General features: G+C 62.8%; 25 protein-coding genes. 10 read left to right on the top strand and 15 right to left on the bottom strand.

From position 1 onward, the window contains the following. Position 1: 1 nt before the first annotated feature. The gene (locus QNO18_RS05615) at positions 2–481 is read right to left on the bottom strand and encodes a GNAT family N-acetyltransferase (RefSeq protein ID WP_283176899.1); all 480 of its coding nucleotides are present in this window, start codon (positions 479–481) and stop codon (positions 2–4) included. Beyond that, on the bottom strand, positions 478–1,353 hold the full coding sequence (gene serB, locus QNO18_RS05610; protein WP_283176898.1) for a phosphoserine phosphatase SerB: 876 nt from the start codon (positions 1,351–1,353) through the stop codon (positions 478–480). Before serB ends, QNO18_RS05615 begins: the two co-directional genes overlap by 4 nt. 215 nt (positions 1,354–1,568) lie before the next feature. Between serB and QNO18_RS05605 the strand changes: the two genes are divergently transcribed. From QNO18_RS05605 to QNO18_RS05595, 3 genes are all read left to right on the top strand, one after another. Then, entirely contained in the window at positions 1,569–3,566 is a 1,998-nt protein-coding gene (locus QNO18_RS05605) for a protein meaA (protein WP_283176897.1), read from the top strand. A 299-nt stretch (positions 3,567–3,865) separates the two neighbouring features. Further along, positions 3,866–5,227: an NADP-specific glutamate dehydrogenase gene (gene gdhA, locus QNO18_RS05600; RefSeq protein ID WP_283176896.1), complete on the top strand. Its 1,362-nt coding sequence runs from the start codon at positions 3,866–3,868 to the stop codon at positions 5,225–5,227. Between the two features lie 136 nt (positions 5,228–5,363). Beyond that, positions 5,364–6,332: an aldo/keto reductase gene (locus tag QNO18_RS05595; protein ID WP_283176895.1), complete on the top strand. Its 969-nt coding sequence runs from the start codon at positions 5,364–5,366 to the stop codon at positions 6,330–6,332. 362 nt (positions 6,333–6,694) lie between these two features. On the opposite strand, the gene QNO18_RS05590 is transcribed toward QNO18_RS05595, so the two are convergent. The 12 genes from QNO18_RS05590 to QNO18_RS05535 form a co-directional block, all read right to left on the bottom strand. Then, a complete protein-coding gene (locus QNO18_RS05590; protein ID WP_283176894.1) occupies positions 6,695–7,474 on the bottom strand; it encodes a succinate dehydrogenase iron-sulfur subunit in 780 nt (259 codons plus the stop codon). A gap of 143 nt (positions 7,475–7,617) precedes the next feature. Then, a complete protein-coding gene (locus tag QNO18_RS05585; RefSeq protein WP_283176893.1) occupies positions 7,618–7,914 on the bottom strand; it encodes a hypothetical protein in 297 nt (98 codons plus the stop codon). Next, positions 7,914–8,231: a hypothetical protein gene (locus QNO18_RS05580; protein WP_283176892.1), complete on the bottom strand. Its 318-nt coding sequence runs from the start codon at positions 8,229–8,231 to the stop codon at positions 7,914–7,916. The genes QNO18_RS05585 and QNO18_RS05580 overlap by 1 nt, the downstream gene beginning before the upstream one ends. After that, positions 8,228–8,587, bottom strand: coding sequence for a succinate dehydrogenase (locus QNO18_RS05575; RefSeq protein ID WP_283176891.1), 360 nt, complete (start codon positions 8,585–8,587; stop codon positions 8,228–8,230). Before QNO18_RS05575 ends, QNO18_RS05580 begins: the two co-directional genes overlap by 4 nt. A 474-nt stretch (positions 8,588–9,061) precedes the next feature. Further along, positions 9,062–10,867: a succinate dehydrogenase flavoprotein subunit gene (gene sdhA, locus QNO18_RS05570; protein WP_283176890.1), complete on the bottom strand. Its 1,806-nt coding sequence runs from the start codon at positions 10,865–10,867 to the stop codon at positions 9,062–9,064. Between the two features lie 53 nt (positions 10,868–10,920). Continuing rightward, positions 10,921–11,292 carry a succinate dehydrogenase, hydrophobic membrane anchor protein gene (gene sdhD / locus QNO18_RS05565; protein ID WP_198836064.1) on the bottom strand — a complete coding sequence of 124 codons (372 nt, stop codon included), beginning with the start codon at positions 11,290–11,292 and terminating at the stop codon, positions 10,921–10,923. Positions 11,293–11,305: 13 nt separating this feature from the next. Then, on the bottom strand, positions 11,306–11,695 hold the full coding sequence (gene sdhC / locus QNO18_RS05560) for a succinate dehydrogenase, cytochrome b556 subunit (protein ID WP_283176889.1): 390 nt from the start codon (positions 11,693–11,695) through the stop codon (positions 11,306–11,308). 275 nt (positions 11,696–11,970) lie between these two features. Further along, complete coding sequence (locus tag QNO18_RS05555) at positions 11,971–12,555, bottom strand: hypothetical protein (RefSeq protein ID WP_283176888.1); 585 nt, start codon at positions 12,553–12,555, stop codon at positions 11,971–11,973. A 304-nt stretch (positions 12,556–12,859) separates the two neighbouring features. After that, the gene (locus tag QNO18_RS05550) at positions 12,860–13,888 is read right to left on the bottom strand and encodes a MaoC family dehydratase (RefSeq protein ID WP_283176887.1); all 1,029 of its coding nucleotides are present in this window, start codon (positions 13,886–13,888) and stop codon (positions 12,860–12,862) included. A gap of 110 nt (positions 13,889–13,998) precedes the next feature. Beyond that, the gene (locus QNO18_RS05545; RefSeq protein WP_283176886.1) at positions 13,999–14,202 is read right to left on the bottom strand and encodes a DUF1737 domain-containing protein; all 204 of its coding nucleotides are present in this window, start codon (positions 14,200–14,202) and stop codon (positions 13,999–14,001) included. A gap of 4 nt (positions 14,203–14,206) precedes the next feature. Further along, complete coding sequence (locus QNO18_RS05540) at positions 14,207–14,755, bottom strand: NnrU family protein (RefSeq protein WP_283176885.1); 549 nt, start codon at positions 14,753–14,755, stop codon at positions 14,207–14,209. A 52-nt stretch (positions 14,756–14,807) separates the two neighbouring features. Further along, on the bottom strand, positions 14,808–15,704 hold the full coding sequence (locus tag QNO18_RS05535) for a CoA ester lyase (RefSeq protein WP_283176884.1): 897 nt from the start codon (positions 15,702–15,704) through the stop codon (positions 14,808–14,810). A gap of 261 nt (positions 15,705–15,965) precedes the next feature. On the opposite strand from QNO18_RS05535, the gene QNO18_RS05530 reads away from it, so the two are divergent. Beyond that, positions 15,966–16,157 (top strand): CsbD family protein, encoded by a 192-nt coding sequence (locus QNO18_RS05530; RefSeq protein ID WP_283176883.1) that lies wholly within the window; start codon positions 15,966–15,968, stop codon positions 16,155–16,157. Positions 16,158–16,276: 119 nt separating this feature from the next. On the opposite strand, the gene QNO18_RS05525 is transcribed toward QNO18_RS05530, so the two are convergent. Beyond that, the gene (locus QNO18_RS05525) at positions 16,277–17,026 is read right to left on the bottom strand and encodes a sulfite exporter TauE/SafE family protein (protein ID WP_283176882.1); all 750 of its coding nucleotides are present in this window, start codon (positions 17,024–17,026) and stop codon (positions 16,277–16,279) included. 162 nt (positions 17,027–17,188) lie between these two features. Here QNO18_RS05525 and mdh point away from each other — a divergent pair, with 162 nt between their 5' ends. The 6 genes from mdh to QNO18_RS05495 all read left to right on the top strand — a co-directional run bounded on the left by mdh (position 17,189) and on the right by QNO18_RS05495 (position 21,115). After that, positions 17,189–18,151, top strand: coding sequence for a malate dehydrogenase (gene mdh, locus QNO18_RS05520; RefSeq protein ID WP_198836073.1), 963 nt, complete (start codon positions 17,189–17,191; stop codon positions 18,149–18,151). Positions 18,152–18,260: 109 nt separating this feature from the next. Further along, a complete protein-coding gene (locus QNO18_RS05515; RefSeq protein WP_283176881.1) occupies positions 18,261–18,647 on the top strand; it encodes a TRIC cation channel family protein in 387 nt (128 codons plus the stop codon). Continuing rightward, positions 18,644–18,886 carry a TRIC cation channel family protein gene (locus QNO18_RS05510; RefSeq protein ID WP_283176880.1) on the top strand — a complete coding sequence of 81 codons (243 nt, stop codon included), beginning with the start codon at positions 18,644–18,646 and terminating at the stop codon, positions 18,884–18,886. Before QNO18_RS05515 ends, QNO18_RS05510 begins: the two co-directional genes overlap by 4 nt. 72 nt (positions 18,887–18,958) lie before the next feature. Continuing rightward, a complete protein-coding gene (locus QNO18_RS05505; protein WP_171909590.1) occupies positions 18,959–19,120 on the top strand; it encodes a hypothetical protein in 162 nt (53 codons plus the stop codon). A gap of 88 nt (positions 19,121–19,208) precedes the next feature. Further along, positions 19,209–20,444 carry a peptidase T gene (pepT, locus tag QNO18_RS05500; protein ID WP_283176879.1) on the top strand — a complete coding sequence of 412 codons (1,236 nt, stop codon included), beginning with the start codon at positions 19,209–19,211 and terminating at the stop codon, positions 20,442–20,444. After that, the gene (locus QNO18_RS05495) at positions 20,441–21,115 is read left to right on the top strand and encodes a class I SAM-dependent methyltransferase (protein ID WP_283176878.1); all 675 of its coding nucleotides are present in this window, start codon (positions 20,441–20,443) and stop codon (positions 21,113–21,115) included. Before pepT ends, QNO18_RS05495 begins: the two co-directional genes overlap by 4 nt. Positions 21,116–21,132: the final 17 nt, after the last annotated feature.

Here is a 21,132-nt window from a genome sequence, read left to right as displayed (position 1 = left end):
GTCAGAGGTCGAGCCGCCGGCTCACCCGCCCGACAACCGCGCCGCTTTTCAGCGCCCAGCCCGGATCGGCGCTGTAATCCACAAAGCCAAGCCGCGCATAATAGGCAAGGCCAGGGCGGTTATCGGCGCGGATCGTGGCGTTCAGAACTGCCACACCTGCCGCGCGGGCGGCAGCGCCTGTGGCCGCGAAAAGCGCCTGGCCGATGCCGCGTGCCTGGACATCCGACGCAACGAATGTCCCGATTTCCGCCCAGCCTGCGGGCAGCGCCGGATTGGGAGAGACGACCTGAAAGCCGATCACCCGGCCCTCGAGCTCGGCAACATGGCAGCAGATGCCATCGACCGGCGCGATATAGCGCGCGAGGATATCGGCCTCCTCGCGCTCATCCTCATAGGCAGTGGTGCCGCCCTCGCGGATGATGAGGTTTTGCAGCGCGGTCATCGCGGGTGCATCTGCTGGCAAAGCGCGGCGGACAATCATGCCACGAACTCCTCGCGCGTATAGCCCTGCAGGTAAAGCAGCGCCGTCAGATCCCCGTGATTGACCCGGATCTTCGCCTCGGCCTGGACCTTCGGCTTGGCGTGAAGCGCAACCCCGGTGCCCGCGCGATGCAACATCGGCAGATCATTGGCACCGTCGCCCACCGCGATCACCGGATCCGCGCCGATCCCGAGCCTGGCTGTGATCTCTTCCAGCGCCGTCACCTTGGCCTCTTTCCCGAGGATCGGATCGGCGACCTTGCCGGTCAGCTTCCCCTCCTCAACCAGCAGCGTATTGGCGCGGTTCTCGTCAAAGCCGAGCCGCGCCGCAATGGCGGCGGTAAAGGCGGTAAACCCGCCCGAGACCAGCGCCGTATAGGCGCCCTGCGCTTTCATGGTGTTCAGCAGCACCGCGCCGCCGGGCATCAGCGTGATCCGGTCCCGGATCACGCCCGCAATCACGCTTTCCTTCAGGCCTTTCAACAGACCCACGCGTTCGCGCAAAGCCGCCTCGAAATCCAGCTCGCCATTCATCGCCCGCGCAGTGATCCCCGCGACATGCGCCCCCACACCGGCCTCATCGGCCAGCTCGTCGATACATTCCTGGCGGATCATCGTGCTGTCCATATCGGCGATCAGCAGCTGTTTCTTCCGCCCCGCTTCGGGCTGGATCGCCAGATCCAGCCGAAGCGACTGGAGGTCGCGCCAGACCTGATCCACGTTGTCCGGCACATTGGCCAAAGGGAATTCGGCCGCCACGCCAGGATCCAGCCAGCGTGCATCACCGCCCCCCCAGGCATTGCGCAGGCTCTCGACCGTTTCGCGGTTCAGAATCGGGGTCTCGGGGCTGGTCAGCAAAGTGGCGACGAACATCTGGCCTCCGGGCGCGTCTGGGATCTCAGGCAGGGTTTCAGCCCGGGAATTACGCCCTTTCCGGGGCCAAAGCCAGCGCGCCAGAGTTCTTTTGCACCTGCATCGCGAGCGCCGCATTGCAGCGATTGACATTGTCATTAAATAATCGATACCTCTATCAATGCGAAAGATTATTGCGCATGCAGAATTGACGGCACGTGACAGGTGAGGCGACCATGACCGAAGCAAAAGCTCCCACGGAGACCATCGCAGGCGCAAAGCCGGTGAAGGATAAGCCCTGGCTGTTTCGCACCTATGCCGGCCATTCGACCGCCAGCGCCTCGAACGAGCTCTATCGCGGCAACCTCGCCAAGGGGCAGACGGGGCTCTCGGTTGCCTTCGATCTGCCGACGCAAACCGGTTACGACAGCGATCATGAGCTTTCGCGCGGCGAGGTCGGCAAGGTCGGCGTGCCGGTCTGCCATCTGGGCGATATGCGGTCTCTGTTCAAAGATATCCCGCTGGAACAGATGAACACCTCGATGACGATCAATGCGACGGCGCCCTGGCTGCTGGCGCTGTATGTTGCCGTGGCCGAAGAACAGGGCGCGGATATCACCCAGCTTCAGGGCACCGTACAAAACGACATCATCAAGGAATATCTCTCGCGCGGCACCTATATCTGCCCGCCGAAACCGAGCCTGCGGCTGATCACCGATGTCGCGGCCTGGACCGGGCAGCATCTGCCGAAATGGAACCCGATGAATGTCTGTTCCTACCATCTGCAAGAGGCCGGCGCGACGCCGGAACAGGAGCTCGCCTTTGCTTTGGCCACGGCCTGCGCGGTGCTTGATGATCTGAAAGGGAAGGTCGCGGAAAAGGACTTCCCCAAGATGGTCGGGCGGATTTCCTTCTTCGTGAATGCCGGCATCCGGTTTGTCACCGAGATGTGCAAGATGCGCGCTTTCGTCGATCTCTGGACCGAGATCTGTCGCGACCGCTATGGCATAACTGACGAGAAATACTCGCGTTTCCGCTATGGTGTGCAGGTCAACTCGCTTGGCCTGACCGAACCGCAGCCGGAAAACAATGTCTACCGCATCCTGATCGAGATGCTTGCCGTGACGCTGTCGAAACGCGCCCGCGCCCGCGCCGTGCAGCTGCCCGCCTGGAATGAGGCGCTTGGCCTGCCGCGGCCCTGGGATCAGCAATGGTCGCTCCGGATGCAGCAGATCCTCGCCTATGAAACCGACCTGCTGGAATATGACGACCTCTTTGACGAGAACCCCGCCATCGACCGCAAGGTCGAGGCGCTGAAGCAGGGCGCGCGTGACGAGCTGGCGCAGATCGACGCCATGGGCGGCGCGGTCGCCTCGATCGAATATATGAAATCGCGGCTGGTCGAGGCCAATGCCGAGCGCATCGCCCGGATCGAGACCCAGGAGACCATCGTCGTTGGCGTGAACCGCTGGCGCGAAACCGAACCCTCGCCCCTGACCACCGGTGATGGCGCGATCATGGTCATCGATGAAGCGGCCGAGGCCGATCAGCTTGACCGCCTGCGCGCCTGGCGCGAGGCCCGCGACGAGGCCCGCGTCCGCGAGGCGCTGGAAGAGTTGCGCGAGGCAGCCGCCCAGGGCCGCAATATCATGCCGCCCTCGATCAAAGCCGCCAAAGCGGGTGCCACCACCGGCGAATGGGGCGAAACCGTCCGCAAGGCCTTTGGCCAGTATCGCGGGCCGACAGGTGTGTCAAAGAACCCCTCGAACCGCACCGAAGGGCTGGAGCCGATCCGCGAGGCGGTCTCGGCGGTCTCGGCCCGGCTGGGCCGGCAATTGTCCTTCCTGGTGGGCAAACCCGGCCTCGATGGCCACTCGAACGGCGCCGAACAGATCGCCGCCCGCGCCCGCGATTGCGGCATGGAGATTCATTACGAGGGTATCCGCCTGACGCCTGCCGAGATCGTCGCCGCCGCCGCCGACCAGGACGTGCATGTCGTCGGCCTCTCGATCCTTTCGGGCAGCCATATCCCGCTGATCTCCGATATGATGGAGCGGATGCGGGCGGCGGGCCTCACCGTCCCGGTTGTCGTAGGTGGCATCATCCCCGAGGAGGACGCGGTGAAGCTGCGCGCCATGGGGGTGGCCGCCGTCTATACGCCGAAAGATTTCGAGCTGAACCGGATCATGATGGATATCGTGACCCTGGTGGACCCGGAGCCGGAGGCCGCGTGAGCGTCAGGTTTTCCGCAGGCGCCACCCCGGGCCGCGACCTGTTTTCCCGGTCTGCATGGGCGGCATAGCGATTTTCCACCCCAGTCGCGCCGCCTTGCGGTTTGATGGTTACTCCGGCAGGTCAGTCAATATGACCGACCCATCCGGCATATTTTATGGTATATGCACCAATCGTCAGTCAGAGTGACGATATTTTGCCAAATTTTCAGGCAAAATGCCGTATTGCCCTTATACCTGTCCTCAAACTGCTTTATTTCGCGCCAATGTGAATAATCTTCAGGCGAATCGGCGGAACAAGAATGCCTCATCTGGACGAGAGACTTGAATCCATCCTTGCCGAGGTGATGCGGCGCAATCAGGGCGAGCCTGAATTCCACCAGGCGGTACGCGAGGTTCTCGAAAGCCTCGGTCGCGTGGTCGCCAAGCGCCCCGACCTTCTCGAAGACGCGCTGATCGAGCGCATTTGCGAACCCGAACGCCAGATCATCTTCCGCGTGCCGTGGATTGATGACGCGGGCCAGGTCCGCATCAACCGCGCCTTCCGCGTCCAGTTCAACTCGGCCCTTGGCCCCTATAAGGGCGGCATCCGGTTCCACCCTTCGGTGAATGTCGGGATCATCAAATTCCTCGGCTTTGAACAGACCTTCAAAAACGCGCTGACCGGCCTGCCGATCGGCGGCGGCAAAGGCGGCTCCGATTTCGACCCGAAGGGCAAGTCTGACCGCGAAATCATGCGTTTCTGTCAGTCCTTCATGCTCGAACTCCACCGCCATATCGGCGAATACACGGACGTTCCCGCAGGCGATATCGGCGTCGGCGGCCGCGAGATCGGCTATATGTTCGGCCAATATAAACGCCTGACGAACCGCTACGAGGCCGGCGTACTCACCGGTAAGGCGCTGTTCTACGGCGGCTCGCGCGCCCGCACTGAAGCCACCGGCTATGGCAATACCTATTTCGTGCAATCGATGCTGGGGACCAAGGGCACCTCGTTCGACGGCAAGAAAGTGGTGATCTCTGGCTCCGGGAATGTCGCGATCTACAGCCATGAGAAGGTCACCTCCTTCGGCGGCAAGGTCATCGCTATGTCCGACAGCTCGGGCTATATCGTTGACGAGAACGGCATCGACCTCGACCTGATCCAGGAGATCAAAGAGGTGCGTCGCGCCCGGATCTCAGAATATCTGCGCATCAAGGGCGAGGGCAAAGGCGTCTGGTTCGTCAAGGCGGGCGAAGGCTCGATCTGGGATGTGCCCTGCGACGTGGCGATGCCTTCGGCCACGCAGAACGAGCTGACCGGCAAGGATGCGAAAGCCCTGGTGAAAAACGGCGTGGTGGCGGTGGGTGAAGGCGCGAATATGCCCTCGACCCCGGATGCTGTGCGGATTTTCCAGGATGCGGGCGTCCTCTTCGCCCCCGGCAAGGCGGCAAATGCCGGCGGCGTGGCCACATCGGCGCTCGAGATGCAGCAAAACGCCAGCCGCGACAGCTGGACCTTTGACCAGACAGAAGCGCGTCTCGCCATCATCATGAAGAACATCCACGACACCTGCGCCGGCACGGCCGAGGAATTCGGCGCGCCCGGTGATTACGTGATGGGCGCGAATATCGCGGGATTCGTGAAAGTGGCCGAAGCGATGCGGGCGCTCGGCGTCATCTGATCCTGACCGGATGTTTTAAAGCGAGGGGCGTGGCTGCAAGGCTGCGCCCCTTTTACGTGGCTCGCCGCGGTTCCGCTCTTGCATGAAGCGATTCGCTCCTGTTGTATGGCCACCCTCTCGTGACAGGAGCCTCCTCATGAAGACCCGTAAACTCGGCCGCCACGATGTCGGCACCATTGGCTTTGGTGCAATGTCTCTGGGCGGTATATTCGGCGCGACCGATGAGGCGACCAGCCTCAGGGCGCTGGATGCTGCCTGGGATGCCGGCATTACCCATTTCGACACCGCCAATATCTATGGCATGGGCGTCTCGGAATCCGTGATCGGCACATGGCTTCAGGCGCGCGGACATTCCCCGGTGATCGCCACCAAAGCCGCGATCGTCGACGGCACCCCGCGCCGGATCGATAATTCCGAACCCTATCTGCGAAGCGAGCTGGAGGCCTCGCTGAAGCGGCTGCGCCGCGATCATGTCGAGCTCTTCTACATCCACCGCCGCGAGGCCGAACACCCACTGGAAGAGGTGATCGGAACCCTCTCGCGACTGATTGAGGAGGGAAAGATCGGCGGCTACGGCCTGTCGGAGATCGCGCCCGCCACCCTGCGCCGCGCCCATATGATCCATCCCTGCATGGCCGTGCAGAACGAATATTCGCTCTGGAGCCGTCAGCCAGAGCTCGGCATGATCCAGGCCTGCGCTGAACTTGGCACAACCTTCGTGGCCTTCTCGCCGCTGGCGCGCGGCATGCTGGGCGAAACGGCGCTGGCGCCGCCGACCGACGGATTCCGCGGGCGAAATCCGCGCTTTATTGAACCTGCGTTCTCACGCAATACAGCAACGATTGAAAGCTTCCGCGCCTTTTGCCGCGAGAGAGGCTGGACCACCTCCGCCACCGCCCTCGCCTGGACCTTGCAAAAAGGCGACCATATGCTGCCCATCCCTGGCACCCGCAGCGCCGCGCATCTGCAGCACTGGCTGGCAGCTGACGAGATCAGCTTCACGACTGAAGACCAGGCCCGGATAGACCAGTTGCTTCCCGCAGGCTTTGCCGAAGGCGACCGCTACGGCGAGCACCAGCTGGCAGGCGTCGAGCGCTACTGCTGATCGCGCCCGGGCCGAAGACAGGCATTCGGCGTTCGCCCCGGCCCGGTATCGGTTACAGCCCCACAGGCCGCGCAGCGGTAATGATCGGGGCCAATATGGCGTTCAAGCCGCCATCGACAGGCGCGGGTCAGAGTTGACCCGCGCCTGTAATACCAAAGACCGAAAAAAAGCAGAGCAAGGCCAATGGGGAGAAACAGGATCATGGCGAAACAACTCCGGCACCTGCGCCACTGGCCAGCCTGCGCCTCCGGCGGGGATATTTAAGGACAGATGAAAAACACGGTCTCTTTCATCTGTCTCTAAATATCCCGGGGGTGAGCGCGCCGCGCGCGAGGGGGCTGGCCCCCTCTGCCCGGCCAGATTCAGACGGCGCGCTCGACCATCAGGTTCTTGATTTCCGCAATCGCTTTCGCCGGGTTCAGCCCCTTCGGGCAGGTCTTGGCGCAGTTCATGATTGTATGGCAGCGATAGAGTTTGAACGGATCTTCCAGCCCGTCCAGCCGCTCGCCGGTGATCTCGTCGCGGGAATCTACGATCCAGCGATAGGCATGCAACAGCGCCGCCGGGCCAAGATATTTATCGGAATTCCACCAATAGCTCGGGCAGGAGGTAGAGCAGGAGGCGCACATCACGCATTCATAAAGCCCGTCGAGCTTTTTGCGGTCTTCGATCGACTGGCGCCATTCTTTCGCCGGCGTGTTCGAACGCGTCTCGAGCCAGGGCATGATCGAGGCATGCTGGGCGTAGAAATGCGTCAGATCGGGAATGAGATCCTTGATCACCGACATATGCGGCAGCGGGTAAATCTTTACATCGCCCCTGATCTCATCAAGCCCATAGATACAGGCCAGATGGTTGCCACCATCGATATTCATCGCGCAGGATCCGCAGATCCCTTCCCGGCAGGAGCGGCGGAAGGTCAGCGTCGGATCGATCTCGTTCTTGATCTTGATCAGCGCGTCCAGAACCATGGGCCCGCATTTGTCCATGTCGAGGTAATAGGTGTCGACCCGCGGGTTCTCACCCGTATCAGGGTCCCAGCGATAGATGCGGAAGGCGCGGGTGTTCTTCGCACCGGCGGGCTTTGGCCAGGTCTTGCCGGTACGGACCTTGGAGTTCTTGGGGAGCGAAAACTGGACCATGGCTGTTCCTCAGGCTCTGGCTTTGTGCTTGGCGCCAAAATGAAATCCGCAGGGCGCCACAGGGCGCCGGGCGATGAAGGTACCGGGCAGGCCGGCGCATTTTCTGGTTGCGGGGCCTGGCCCCGGACGCGCCTGCATCCTGCCTATCCCCGCACCAGCATATTATAGGGGCGGCTCGGCGCCTGCCCCGATTTGGACATCACACAGGTCTCATAGACCACCGCCGGATCCCGGCGCATCAGCCAGTCTGACGAGATATTGAGTTCGAGATCGCCGCGCGGTCTGGTGCCCGAAGGGCCGGAGACGATGCCGATCCCTGCCGTCCCGGTCGGCCCCTTCGCCTCGCGGGCAGATTTGAGGCACATTTCTTCGGCACGGTGCACAGAAACCGGGCCACAGGCGGCAAGGAAGACCAGAACAAGCGGGGCAAGGTGCCGCATCAGCGCACCTGCGGGATGTTATGGGCGGCAAAACAGCTTTGCGCAGCGGGGCGCAGCGCGATGTTGCGGACATTCTCGCGGGTCAGCGAGCCGGCCTCGACGCCGGTATCGCGTGCCAGTGCCCGGATCTCAGGCATCGAGGCCGCATTGAGAATGCACTCCGTTGCCTGACCCGCCGGGGCTGCCGGCAGATCCCGCGACACCACCGGCATCACCACGCCATGCGCGATATTGCGGGTGGTCTTGTCAGCCAGCGCCTGCGGGTCGCAGGCCGCAACCAGCATCGCGGCCGGGATCAGCGCGAAACGGAAGATCACAGCGAAGCCCCCCCGACTTTTAGCAGATCCGTCGCGGTCAGCGACTGCATCAGACATTGTGTCGCCTCGGGCCGGCTCGCGATGCTGCGCACCACCGGCCAGGCCTGGGTCGCGCCATTGGCACCAGCCGAGGCATATTGCGCCAGCTGCATGAGTTCCCCCGTCTGCGCGTTGTTGATCACGCAATCCGTGTAGGGCGAAACATTGACACCCGGCAGATAGTGGTTTGCCGCCCCGTTCACAGCTGTACGCGCCAGCGAACGGGTGGTCTCCTGCATCACCGTCTCACCCGCAACGCAGCCTGTCAGCGCGAGCGAGGTAAGAACGAGCAGAGATTTAGTCAGCGATACAGGCATAGCCAGTCCCTCCCGTCATGGTTTTCCGGCATGTCTGATCCGGCCCGACCAGAGGTGTGGCCGGGTGTGCGCCGACCCGGGCCGGTGCCGCAGCCGCCGGAACAGCAGCGCGGGCAGGCACCGGAGCTCCCGGGCGTGTGTTAATCGTCGGAATGGCTCCCCCCGAAGCGACCTGTTTCGTCTTCGAAGCGGGCGCCGCCGGGGCACGGGTGCTCCCTGCCGGTGGCTGGCCGTTAAATGTGACGACCTGTCGCACGGGCTGACCGGTCCTTGCGGCCTCTTCTTCATAGTTTCGGTTGAGACAAGAAACCAGATCGCGGCCCACAGCCAGGGCATCGCCGCGCTTTTCCCGCTCCAGCACATTTGTCTCGGCGAAACATGCCTCCTCGTAGCGCGAAGAGGTATCGCGCTGCGCGCAGGCAGCCAGACCTAAAAACAGGCCGGAAGACACAAAAAAAGCACTGGTGACGTGCATCAGAATTTCCGTTCTGCCGGGGCAATCTTCTTGAGACTGATTCCGCCCTCCGCCTCTGCGGTCAGCGGGTCCAGGTGGACGGGACGATAGGAGAGCGTAACTTTGTTGCCGTCAACATGGGCGAGGCTGTGCTTGCGCCAGTTCACGTCGTCGCGGGTCGGGTGGTCCTCATGCGCATGGGCGCCGCGGCTCTCGGTCCGGGCATGCGCGCCATAGATCGTCGCCAGCGCGTTCGGCATCAGGTTGGTCAGTTCCAGCGTCTCCATCAGATCGCTGTTCCAGATCATCGAACGGTCGGTGACCTTGATATCGGCCATCTTGCCGGCGATTTCGGTCATCGCGACCTCGCCCTCGGCCAGCGTCTTTTCCGTGCGGAAGACGGCGGCGTCACGCTGCATGGTTTTCTGCATCTCGAGACGCAGATCGGCGGTCGGGGTCTGGCCATTCGCATGACGCAGCCCGTCGAACCGCGCCAGCGCCTGGTCGACGCTGGCCTTGTTCGTGGGCGGCACCGGCGATTTCGGGTCGACCACCTGACCGGCGCGGATCGCGGCGGCACGCCCGAAGACCACAAGGTCAATCAGCGAGTTCGAGCCAAGTCGGTTCGCGCCATGAACGCTTGCACAGCCCGCCTCGCCCACGGCCATCAGGCCGGGGAAGATCGCATCGGGGTTTTCCGGGGTCGGGTTCAGCACCTCGCCCCAGTAATTCGTCGGGATGCCACCCATATTGTAGTGAACGGTCGGCAGAACCGGGATCGGCTCTTTGTTCAGATCGACGCCGGCGAAGATCTTGGCGGATTCGGAAATCCCCGGCAGACGCTCATGCAAAGTCGCGGGTGGCAGATGGTTCAGGTGGAGGAAGATGTGATCCTTGTCGGCGCCGACACCCCGGCCCTCGCGGATCTCCATCGTCATACAGCGCGAGACATAGTCGCGCGGCGCGAGGTCTTTGTAATGGGGCGCGTAACGCTCCATGAACCGCTCGCCGTTGGAATTGGTCAGGTAACCGCCTTCGCCGCGCGCGCCTTCGGTGATCAGACAGCCCGAGCCATAGATCCCGGTCGGGTGGAATTGTACGAATTCCATATCCTGAAGGGCGAGGCCGGCGCGGGCCACCATGCCACCGCCATCGCCGGTGCAGGTATGGGCCGAAGTGGCCGAAAAGTAAGCGCGGCCGTAACCACCCGTGGCCAGCACAACCATCTTGGCGTTGAAGACATGCATCGTGCCGTCATCAAGCTTCCAGCACAGAACACCCGTGCAGCGACCGTCGGTGATGATCAGATCCAGCGCGAAATATTCGATGTAGAACTCGGCCTGTTCCTTCAGTGACCGGCCATAAAGCGTGTGCAGGATCGCGTGGCCGGTGCGGTCAGCGGCGGCACAGGTGCGCTGCACGGGCGGCCCTTCGCCGAATTCGGTCGTGTGACCACCGAAGGGACGCTGATAGATCTTGCCCTCTTCGGTACGCGAAAACGGCACGCCGTAGTGTTCCAGCTCATAAACCGCCTTGGGGGCTTCGCGCGCGAGATATTCCATCGCATCGGTATCGCCCAGCCAGTCAGAGCCCTTGACGGTGTCATACATATGCCACTGCCAGTTATCGGGGCCCATATTGGCCAAAGACGCCGCGATCCCGCCCTGGGCCGCGACGGTGTGAGACCGCGTCGGGAAAACCTTGGTCACGCAGGCGGTGTGCAGCCCCTGCTCGGCCATGCCAAGCGTTGCGCGCAGGCCCGCGCCACCGGCACCGACAACCACGACGTCATATTCATGCGTCTCGTATTGGTATGCAGCCGTCATTTCCGTCTTTCCTTACCGCATCTCTTGCAGGGCCGCCCGGTCCGGGCAGCCGCTTACAGCGCCAGTTTAACCAGAGCGAAAAGCCCCACCACGATCAGCGCCCAGGCGAGGCCGGTCACTGCGACCAGCGCCAGTTTCGCCTTCGCGCCATGCACATAGTCAATGATCGCCTCTTCGGCCTCGGCCTTGCAATGCAGCGTCACGACGATCAGCGTCAGCCCGGTGATGATCGCAGGCCAGGGCCGCGAGAACCAGGCCAGAACGCCTTCATGCGTCCTGCCAAGACCATAGCCGAAAGTGAACACAAACAGCGGCACCAGCACGACCAGCAGCACAGAGCTGATCAACATATGCCAGTGGTGATGGGTGCCGGCGCGGGCAGATCCAAGGCCATCTGCGGCTTTGCGGTCGGTGATGAAACGCATCTCTTGCTCTCCCTCAGACCACAAGAACGGTGATGACGGTCAGGATCGTGGCACCGAGGAACATGCCCCATCCCATGATCTCATTGGCCTTCACTTCAATGAAATAGCCCAGATCCCAGATCACATGGCGCAGGCGGCCAAGCGCGTGATACCAGATCGCCCAGGCCGCCAGCGTCATGATGATATCGCCGATCACCGAGGTCAGCAGCCAGTTGACACAGTCAAAAGCCGCAGGTGAGGTCACCGCCGCCACCAGCCAGGCCACGATCAGGAAAATCGTGCCCAGAGTCGCGATGCCGGTGATCCGCACCATGATCGACGAGATCGAGGTCATCTGCGGCCGGTAATAGGGGCCGATCATAAACGGGGAGAGGGGTCGCTCGACCCGCTTTTGTGCAGACATGGCTTGTCCCTTCGTCGCTGGCTTGCTCCTGCCCGCACACGCCCCGAAAGGGTCGGCTGGGTGGATATGCGATGGAGCGCGCTTCGATATGCCAATCGTCATATCGCTTTTATCACCCGAGTCACGAGGGGCAATGCCGCAAACGCAAACTGTTCCCGCTAACCACCAAAGTTTTTGCAAATTTTGTGATCACGATATCAGAGGCTGTGATCACACACCCTTTCGCGAAGGCAAACAGCGGCCCTTTCCCTGGGCCGCCGCCGCAGTTTCGCCTCTCAGCGCGTCAGGAAAGTCGTGTTCCAGGCCAGTTCCAGCCGGAAATAATCGTCATAATCCTCGCCATTGTAATAGCGCAGGCCAAGGCTCACCTCGTCACTCAACATATAGTAGCCACCGACCTCCCATTCCGACAGGCTGCCATAGCCCTCGTCATATTTCCCCCATGTGGCATCAAGGCCAAACCGGTCCCCTAACAGCATCGCTGCGGTAAGATAGGCGCTTCCGTTGCCGGTTTTTGGCTGGGTGTAAAGCTCGGTTCCGATGGTGAACTGATCGGTCAGCCCATAGCCCAGCACCAGACCAAGCTCGCCGTAATCGCCGCCCTTCACCTCGGGATAAACGTAGTAATAATAGTTAACATCGTAGCTCAGCCGGCCCGCCTCGCCGCGATAGCCGAAATAGAGATCAACCTCATTGGCATCTTCCCAATTGGTGATTTCGGCCCAGGCCCCGATATAGGCCCCGCGATAGTCAAGCTCGAGATAGCCGTTCAGATCGGATTTCGACGGGCCGTCATCATTTTTCGTATAATATTGCAGCGCGGTGCCGCCGTAGAGGTTGAGATCCTCGGCTTGCGCCAAACCAGAAAAAACAAACAAACCGAAAAAAGCAGACCCCGCGAGTCTCGTGACGAATCTCGTCGCGCATCTCTTCGGGCCATTAAGAACGTGTTCAGACATCGTCATGACTCCTGGCTTGAGGTAGCCCGCCAAGCCTGGAATCACCGATGCGCATCACGCAAGCACTGTTTTACAAACGTACAACAAGATATTGAACGAGTGTATAACAAAGCACAGCTGAAGGCTAAACCTGCCCCTCCACACAGCCCCCGGCCGCAGTGCCCTCACCCATCATCTGGTCTCGCCAGGCAGTTCGGCCGCCGCCTTACAGTGGCACCAGCGCCCAGTAATCCAGATCGAGCAACACCTCGGGCAGATATTTGCCATCCGCGCCTTTCAGCGCGAAAGGCGCGGCCCCCTGTTTCACCGCCACCAGCCGCAACCGCAGCGCTCCAACCCCCGGTGCAGAGGTTTCCGCCCGGTCGAGCACCTCGGACCAGGCCCGGACCGTATTGCCCGAGAAACAAGGATTGGCATGGGCGCCGGCATTCAGCGCCACGATCATCTGCGCATTGGCGAGCCCGTTGAACGAAAGCGCCCGCGCCAGGCTGATCACATGCCCGCCATAGATCAGCCGCCGCCCGTCTTCACGATTGGTCGCATCGAAATGCACTTTCGCGGTGTTCTGCCAGAGCCGCGTCGCGAGCATATGCTCGGCCTCCTCGACGGTGACACCATCGACATGGTCGATCTTCTCGCCGACCGCGTAATCTCCCCAGCGATGCGGCTCGCCGGCGAGACCAAAATCGTAGCGGCTGAAATCAAGCCCGGCCGGCACCACCAGCTCCGCGGCCGGCACCACCTTGCGCAAATCCGGCACCACCGGCTCCGGCGTCGCCACATCGCGCGCCTTTTTCACCATCACCCAACGGACATAATCCAGCACCACCTCGCCGCGCTGATTCAGCCCGCGCGTGCGCACATAGACCACGCCGGATTTGCCGTTGGAATTTTCCTTCAGCCCGATCACCTCGGACTCCGACCTCAGCGTATCCCCCGGCCAGACCGGCGCCAGCCAGCGCCCCTCGGCATAGCCCAGATTGGCCACCGCATTCAGCGAGATATCCGGCACCGTCTTGCCGAAGACCGTATGAAAGGCGATCAGATCATCCATCGGGCTTGCCGCCAGCCCCGAGGCCCGCGCAAATTCATCCGAGGAATAAAGCGCGCCCCGCGCCGGATACAGCGCATGATACAGCGCCCGCTCGCCCCCCGACACCGTGCGCGGCACCGCATGGCGGATCACCTCGCCCATACGGTAATCCTCGAAAAACCGCCCCGGATTGGTCTTCATTCCTCTTCCCCCAATGCAGCCGGAAAGGCGCAAAGGCCCTTCTTCCTGACCAAAATACTGCGGGGAAGTCTGCCCGAGGCAGACGGAGGCAGTGCCCCCTTCCCCGGTCTCTATTGCTCGCCGAGCTTCAGATCCGGCGAATATTCCCCCGGCACCTCTTTGATCACCGCCTGGCCACAGCGCATCACCCCGTTCGAGGCGTCAAACGCATAGCTCGGCTCGCCATAAAGCTCCCACCCTTTCGCCAGCGCGGCCGAAACCTTGTGGCAAAAGGCGGAAGTGTCATCGCCGGACAGAAAGCGGTAAAGTCTCATCAGATCACCCGAATACAGCATAGCCGAGCGCGTAATGCGCCGCGGCAATCGCGCCATAGACCACCAGAGTGCCGAAAATGGCAATCACCTCCATGCGCGCAGGGCTTTTGCCGGGGCGGGGTTCCGGCCGCAGCCATGGCCCCATCCGGTTGATCGCCAGCATCTGCAACAGCGCCCAGATCCCGATGCCGCCAAACAGCACGAAAGACGGGGTGTCACCATTGACGAGGATATGCGCAAGCGTCCAGATCACCACGCCCCAGAGCATCGGATGCCGGATCATCCGCCCGACCTTCGTCTTCATCCCCGCCGCTGCGAAGAGATAGACCGAGACGAGCATCAGGAGGTTATTGATCCCGGTCGTCATCGGGTCACGGCCCCAGTAAAACTCACCCTCCGCCGCGCGGTAGCCAAAGACCATCAGGGCCGTTGCGGTCAATGAGACCAGCCCCATCCCCGCCCTTCCGCCAAGCCGGTCCCGCAGGCCCGGCGCGACCCGGCCCAGAAGATGGGCGAGGCTCCACAAAAGCACTCCGAGGGTAAGGATGGTCATGGCGCGGGCTCCGATTCGGCTGGCAATAAAGGGTCAGGCAGGTTTCGCCCGATCAGCCGGCAGGCGCCAGCGCCCCGATCGCCGCAGTCCTGATTGCGGCATCTTTCTCCAGAAGCGCCCGCGCGGTCACGATATGCAGGTTCTCGACGATGCGCCCGTCGACCACCGCAACACCGCCGCCCGAGGAGGCGACCTCGTCAAAGGCCGCGATCTGGCGGCGGGCGAGATCAAGCTCGGCCTCTGACGGCGCGAAAGCCGCATTGGCGATGTCGAGCTGTGCCGGATGGATCAGCGTTTTGCCGTCAAAGCCCATATCGCGGCCCTGCTCGCATTCCGCCCGCAAGCCCGCCTCGTCTTTGAACGCATTGTAGACGCCATCCACGATGATCAGCCCATAGGCGCGCGCGGCCAGCAGACAAAGCCCCAGCCCCGCCTGCATCGGCAGACGGTCGGGGCGGAAACGGCTCCCGAGCTCTTTTGCAAGGTCATTGGTGCCCATCACCATGCCGCGCAGCGCGGGATGTGCCGCAATCGCCGCTGCGTTCAGCATGCCGGCGCAGGTCTCCATCATCGCCCAAAGGCTGACCCCCGGCGCCACAGCGGTCATCGCATCGAGATCAGTGGGTGCGCTGACTTTCGGGATCAGCAGCGCGTCGATCTTCGCCCCGGCCGCGATCGCGCGCGCCATGGCCGCCGCATCCTCGCGCCCCCATTCCGTGTCGAACCCGTTGATCCGGACCAGTTTCAGCCGGCTCCCATAGTCGGCCTGCGCCAGCACCCGCGCCAGCAGCGCGCGCGCGGCGGGCTTTTCCTCGGGCGCGACCGCATCCTCCAGATCGAAGATGATCGCATCACAGGCCAGATCCCGCGCCTTTTCCAGCGCCCGCTCGCGCGAGGCAGGGATATAGAGAACCGAACGGCAGGGCTGAGCCGGCTGCGAGCGGGACATGGCGGGCCTCCATGGCAATAATCTTGCGTGTCAAAGCACAAAATTAGCACATTCGGCAAGCCATGAAATGCCGCATTGCAGAAACTATTTCTGCACCGTCAGATCTCCGGCCCCGGTTTCTGCCCCCGACATCTGTCCTCATGCCCTGGCGAAAACACGCTGCGGTGACATATCGTGATCCTGCCCCGGGGGAACCAGACGCAGCGTCGCGTGTTTTCCCCGCACTGATACGCTCAGGTTACACAGTCAAAGGAGTTCATTATGAGCAGCACCGGTGACAAGATCAAAGGTCTCACCAATGAAGCGGTGGGAAATGTGAAACAGGCCGTGGGCAAGGCAACCGGCAATGACCGGCTGCGGGCCGATGGGGCGGCGCAGGAATTGAAAGGCGAAGCGCAGCAGGCGCTTGGCAAGACGAAAGACGCGGTGAAGAAGGCGGTCGACAAGGCCTGACCTGGCGGACAGGCCCCGACTGATACGGGCTCCGATCTGATACGGGCTCCGATACGCGCAAAAACACAGGGTCGCCGTCTGGCGGCCCTGTTTCCGTTGCGGGCATCACATTCTGCGCCTCAGAAGATCCCGCGCGCGCCGTCCCAGAGCAGTTTCAGCGAGATCAGCAGCAGCGACCAGGTCACGATGCGGAAAAAGGCCTTTGCAGGCAATATCCTGACCAGCCATACCCCGACAAAGACCGAGGCCACTGCCGGCGCCATCAGCAACGCAGAAATCCTGAGATTGGCCGGGTTCAGCTGGCCCAGCAGCCCGTAGGGAATCAGCTTCACCGCATTGATCACCGCGAACCCGATGGTCGAGGTGCCGGCAAACACCGCCTTTTCCAGCCGCAAGGGCAGGGTATAGACCTGCCAGGGCGGCGCGCCGGAATGGCTGACAAAGCTGGTGATGCCGGTGATCAGACCCCAGAACAGCCCGGGCCCCGGCTTTGGCTCCCGCGGCGGGCCATCGGCCGGACGGCGCAGCAGCAGATTAAGGCTGAAGACAAGCCCGATCGCCCCGATCAGCGCTGTCACTGCCGCCTCCGGCACCAGCGAGGCCGTCAGCCCGCCAACCGCGATCCCCGCAATCGCGCCGGGCAGCAGATAAAGCAGCACCTTGCGGTCAAAGGCATGGCGATAGGCCCAGAGCCCGAACATGTCCGAGACCACATAGACCGGCAGCAGGATCCCCGCCGCCAGCACCGGCGAGATCTGCAGCGCCATCACCGGCACCGCCAGAATCCCGATCGCCGGCAACCCGCCCTTTGACAGCCCGACCAGCGCTGCGGCGATCACCGCAAGCAGCCAGAACCCTGGTTCTTCCATCCTGAAACCCCGTTACCGCTAACCCGACCGCTACTCCCGCGACGTGGCAGACGGAAGCGCAGATTTTTCGGCATACGATGGCATACTGCCAATCGGAGCCGCTGGACAGATGCCCCTTAAGGGACTACGCCTCCCGCGACCCCAGCAACGGAGACCATCCCAATGGCACGACCCAGGATTGCCCTTATCGGTGCAGGCCAGATCGGCGGCACGCTCGCCCATCTCGTCGCCACCAAGGAACTCGGCGACGTTATCCTGTTCGACATCGCTGAAGGCACCCCTCAGGGCAAAGCACTTGATCTGGCCCAATGCGGCCCGGTCGCAGGCTTTGACGTGGCGCTTAAGGGCGCGAATTCCTACGAAGATATTGCCGGCGCCGATGTCTGCATCGTCACCGCAGGCGTGCCGCGCAAGCCCGGCATGTCGCGCGATGACCTGCTGGGCATCAACCTCAAGGTCATGAAATCGGTCGGCGAAGGCATCGCCAAATACGCCCCGAACGCCTTCGTGATCTGCATCACCAATCCGCTTGACGCGATGGTCTGGGCTTTGCGCGAATTCTCGGGCCTGCCGCATGAGAAAGTCGTCGGCATGGCGGGCGTCCTTGATTCGGCACGCTTCCGCCACTTCCTCTCGCTCGAATTCAACGTCTCCATGCGCGATGTTTCGGCCTTCGTGCTGGGCGGCCATGGCGACACGATGGTGCCGCTGACCCGCTATTCGACCGTGGCCGGCATCCCGCTGCCGGATCTGGTCGCCATGGGCTGGACCACGCAGGAAAAGCTCGACGCCATCGTGCAGCGCACCCGTGACGGCGGCGCCGAAATCGTCGGCCTGCTGAAAACCGGCTCGGCCTTCTACGCGCCCGCCACCTCGGCGATCGAAATGGCCGAAGCCTATCTGAAAGACCAGAAGCGCGTCCTGCCGGCCGCGGCCTTTGTCAAAGGCGCCTATGGTCTCGACGGGATCTATGTCGGCGTGCCGACCGTGATCGGTGCCGGCGGCATCGAGAAAGTGGTCGAAATCAAGCTGAACGCGGATGAGCAGGCGATGCTCGACAAATCCATCGACGCGGTCAAAGGTCTCGTGACCGCCTGCAAGGGCATCGATCCCTCGCTGAACTGAGGTTCTTCACCAGTGACTCCACCCGCGCGCGTCTCCTCATCGGGGCGCGCGCTTTTCTTTATGCGGGCATCAGGCCAGGATCATCGGCAAGGCAAAGGCGGAGACAGCGATGAACTGGATGGCGGCGGATTACGCCTCGCTCCTGTGGTGGCTCGATATGACCGGCACTTATGTCTTCGGCCTGTCCGGAGGCATGCTGGCCGTACGCCGCCAGCTTGATCTTTTCGGGGTGATCGTGCTGGCCACGGCCGCCGCCACGGCGGGCGGCGCGATCCGCGATATGGCCATCGGCGACCAGCCGGCAGCAGTGCTGCGCGACCCGTCCTATCTCGTGGTAACGCTTATCGCGGGGCTGACCGCCTTCTTCTTCCACCGCCTGATCGAACGCGCCTCGAAACCGGTGATGCTGCTGGACGCGCTTGGCCTTGGCACCTTCACAGTAGCGGGCACACAGAAAGCCCTGATTTTCGGCCTCCCCCCGCAAGCGCCTGCATGATCGGCGTGCTGACCGCAGTCGGAGGCGGCGTAATACGCGACCTGCTGGTGACCGAGATCCCCCGCGTGCTGCGCGAAGATATCTACGCGGTCGCCGCCATTATCGGCGCGGGCCTCGTGATTCTCGGCGATCATCTCGGCTGGCCGCCTTTGATCACCACCGCCCTGGCCCTGACCGCCACCTTCGCCATCCGTGTCCTTTCGGTTTGGCTCGGCCTCAGGATCCCGCGCGCGCCCTGACCTGCTGAGACCTCGCCTCTTGCCCCGCCGCCCCCTTTGCGTCATGCCACATAAAACGACAAGGAGCCCGCCATGGACTATTCCAAATCCGGCAATCCCAAAAACGCCAAAGACACCCAGCACGCCCTCGACCTGCCCCGTCGCGGCGCCCCGAAAGACAAGGCCGCCGCCGAAAAGAAGGCTGCCCTGCTTGAGCGGATGAAATCCGCCGCCGCCGCCCGCAAAAAAACCTGAAATTTCATCTGTCCCTAAATATCCCGGGGGAGGCTGCCAGAGGCAGACGGGGGCAGCGCCCCCACCCGGCCAGATCCCAGGCATGCCCATGTCCAGCCTTATCACCGAGCTCGAACACCGCCTGACCCGCTACTGCGCCATCGACAGCCAGAGCGACCCGGCAAGCCCCTCGCAGCCCTCGACCGCGATCCAGCTGAATATGGCGCGGCTGCTGAAATCCGAGCTCGCCGAAATCGGCGCAACCGACATCCGCGTCACCGATTACGGCGCCGTGCTGGCGACCATACCAGCCACAGCCCCCGGCCCGGTGATTGCCTTCCTCGCCCATATGGACACCGCCCCCCAATTCAATGCGACCGGGGTAAAACCGCGCGTCATCCGGGACTATAATGGCGGCGAGATCACCTTTCCCGACAATCCGGCGCTGATCCTCTCGCCCGAGACCTCATCCGGCCTTGGCCTCCGCCAGGGTCATGACATCGTCACCGCCTCGGGCACCACGCTGCTTGGCGCCGATGACAAGGCCGGCATCGCCATCATCATGGCCGCGGCCCGCCGCCTGATTGCAGATAAACCCGCCCATCCCGAGATCCGCCTCGCCTTCACCCCGGATGAAGAGATCGGCCGCGGCGTCGATCCGCGCCTGCCGAAAGACATCGGCGCCGATTTCGCCTTCACCTTCGATGGCGCCAATCCCGGCGAGATCGAATATGAAAGCTTCTCGGCCGATGGCGCCGAAGTCACGATCAAGGGCGTCTCGATCCATCCCGGCTGGGCCAAAGGCAAGATGGTCAATGCGATCCACCTTGCCGCGAAACTGATCGCTTTCCTGCCGCAAGCCACGATGCAGCCCGAGGTGACCGAAGGCCGCGAGGGCTTCATCCATGCGGTCGGGATGACCGGTGGCTCCTCGGAAATGGTGATCCATTTCATCCTGCGCGATTTCGAACTGGACGGGCTGAAGGCCAAAGGCGAGATGCTGACCCGCGCCTGCGAGGCCCTCGCGCTGACCGAGCCCCGCGCGGAAATCACCTGCAGGATCAGCCCGCAATACCGCAATATGCGCTACTGGCTCGAGACCGACATGACGCCTGTCGATCTCGCCCGCGCCGCCGCCCGCGATATTGGTCTTGATCCGGTCTCGGTCCCGATCCGGGGCGGCACCGATGGCTCAAGGCTGACCGAGCTTGGCCTGCCCTGCCCCAATCTTTTCACCGGCATGCAGGAAATCCACGGGCCGCGCGAATGGGTCAGCCTCCAGGACATGGCGCAGGCTGTCGCCCTGATGCAGGGCATCGCCACCCGCGCCGCCACAGGCACATGACCCTCGCCTCGCCCTATCTGAAGCCTGGCTTCTACGAGGATGCGCTGGCGCGTGGCAAACACCGCGACATCGTCGGCGGCCGCTGGGAAGAAACCGCGCTGCATCAGATGCAGGTGATCCTTGATGAGGGGCTCACGCGGCAGGATCATTTCCTCGATATCGGCTGCGGCTGCCTCAGGCTTGGCCATATGCTGGTGCCCTGGCTCGACCCCGGCCATTACTGGGGCACCGATGCCTCCCGTGCGCTGATGTTGCGCGGCTATGCGGAGGAGCTGACGCCCGAAGCCCGATCGCGCCTGCCCGAAGAACAGCTGATTGAGGACAATTCCTTCCGCTTCCCGGGCCTGCCGGAAACCATCACCTTCGCGCTGTGCTGGGGCGTCTTTACCCATCTGCCCGCCGCCCCCCTGCTGCCTGCGCTGAAAAACCTGCGCCATCGCTTCCCCGCGCTGCGCAAGCTCATGCTGACCGTCTTCCTCGCCCCCGCAGATCACACCGGCCCGTTCCGCCAGCGCGACGGCGTGGTAACCCATCCAAACCGCCCGCCCTGGCATCGCAGCAGCGCCGATATCGCAGCAGATGCTGAGGCAGCTGGTTTCTCGATCCGCTGGCGGGAAGACCTGTTGCCCCGCGGCCAGGCCCTCGCAGTGCTCGACCCCCGCGGCTCCTGACATCTGAGGAAGCCTCC

Source organism: Gemmobacter sp. 24YEA27, assembly GCF_030052995.1.
Taxonomy (GTDB): Bacteria; Pseudomonadota; Alphaproteobacteria; order Rhodobacterales; family Rhodobacteraceae; genus Pseudogemmobacter.
Note: the sequence above shows the minus strand (reverse complement) of the source record. Positions and strands in the feature narration are given on the sequence as shown.